2 protein-coding genes are annotated in these 1658 nt (G+C 45.6%); both read right to left on the reverse strand.

Annotated elements, in window-relative coordinates:
- Positions 1-48: 48 nt before the first annotated feature.
- Positions 49-441 (reverse strand): hypothetical protein, encoded by a 393-nt coding sequence (locus Q0140_RS01445; protein ID WP_295150746.1) that lies wholly within the window; start codon positions 439-441, stop codon positions 49-51.
- Positions 442-948: 507 nt separating this feature from the next.
- Positions 949-1563 (reverse strand): hypothetical protein, encoded by a 615-nt coding sequence (locus Q0140_RS01450; RefSeq protein WP_297902312.1) that lies wholly within the window; start codon positions 1561-1563, stop codon positions 949-951.
- Positions 1564-1658: the final 95 nt, after the last annotated feature.

A 1658-nucleotide genomic window follows, 5' to 3' on the forward strand; every position in this document is an offset into this window, starting at 1 on the left:
AGCAGGCAAAGGCTCACGCCGCGCTAAATTTTAAATCCTGCACAAGCGCTACTTGCAGTCGCTAGGCTTAAATTCTACCCTTATAAATTCTTCGCCACTTTTTATCTTATAGCTCCATATCGCGCTGTTTATTAGCGGATGCATTACCTTCATCTGGTTGCAAAAAATTTGCTTATTTTGGCTATCTATGACATTTTGTATCACGGTTTTTTGATCATTTCCGACACTGTCAAATTTCATCCCCATGCCGTCATTTAGCTCGTAGTTGTAGATGAAGCTGCCGTCTTTGCACTCGGCGCCCGTTAAAGTGGTAATCTCGTCGACTCGCATCGGCGCACTCTTATTGATACCTTCCACAGCCGCTTTGAGCTGGACATTATCGCAGCTTGGTGCCGCAAAAAGCGCCGCGAAAGCAAACGGAAGCAATAAAAACTTTTTCATAATTCTCTCCTTAAAAAATTTAGTAATGATATAAAAATTAATATTAATCGGTGCTTTAAATTTAGATCGAATTTTTGGTGCTGCGAATATGGAATTTATGCAAGCGTAGCAGCGAACGTGAAAAGTTTATTTGCGGAGCTTAGCCCTAAAAAACGTAATTAGGCAGTATGTCAAAGTGCGGAATTTATTGGCTCGCCGCACTTAAATACAAACTGCTGAGTTAAATTTCATAGTGCATTTTACGGAATTTACCCAGCTTGCGGGATTAAATTTGATGCCTGGAGCGCTGGCAAACTCGATATCAAAATCCAATGCCCCAAATGAGTAAATACCGCAAGAAAGCGCGTCTATGGGAGCTTTAAAGCCATGCTAATTATATCGCAGAGCTTTAGGCGCAACGATCCGCAAGTGCGTGTCGTAAGATCGCCGCGACAAATTTTACCACAAGATGGCGGGCAAAAATAATCGACCAGATGCCGCTTACCACGCACAAAGGCGCAAGCGCGATTAGTTATCGTTGATTACGTCCAAAATCTCTCTAGCGTGTACGGCGTAATCATTCGCCATAGATTTTTGAAAGATCCCGCCGATCTGCGCATACGAGCCCTGACCGCCGCCGAAGAATTCCTCCTCGCCGAAGTTGCGCTCGTTTACGGCGATATTTTGGTTGTAGATCGGCTTTCCGTTTTTAAACATTTTTAGACGTAGATTGTAGCGCACGTAGGGCTTTGCCGAAACATCGATGCCGTCGGAGCTGTAAAAGCCAAAGCCGAATGAGCTAAGCTCAGGCGCGATAACGAGCCCTTTACCTTGCAGCGCTTTTTCGTCGTCGGTGACGCTTACGCGCCTTAGGTAGGTGCCGAAGAAGCGCTTCGCCTCGCCTGCGACGAACTCGCCGACGTCGATTTTAAGCTCATCATCTCTGCCTAGCTTCGAGCTTGCGACGTAGCTTTTTGTCCCCATTAGCTCGCCAGGGATGTAAATGAGCGCACTTTGCATGGCGTTGGTCGCGCTTATAGTGTCGTCAAACGGCGCCACATCGGCGTTTTGATTAAACTGCGCTTCATATGCGCAACCGCTAAAAAGCGCGCAAACTATTGCGGCTAGAAAGAAATTTTTCATTGTTTGCTCCGTGTAAAAATTTTTGTAATTCTACCCCGCGGGTCTAAATTTTACGCTGAAACGGGCGGAATCGCTCTTTAATCCAAGCTAAAAAA

The sequence above is a fragment of the uncultured Campylobacter sp. genome (assembly GCF_938045405.1).
Lineage (GTDB): Bacteria > Campylobacterota > Campylobacteria > Campylobacterales > Campylobacteraceae > Campylobacter_B.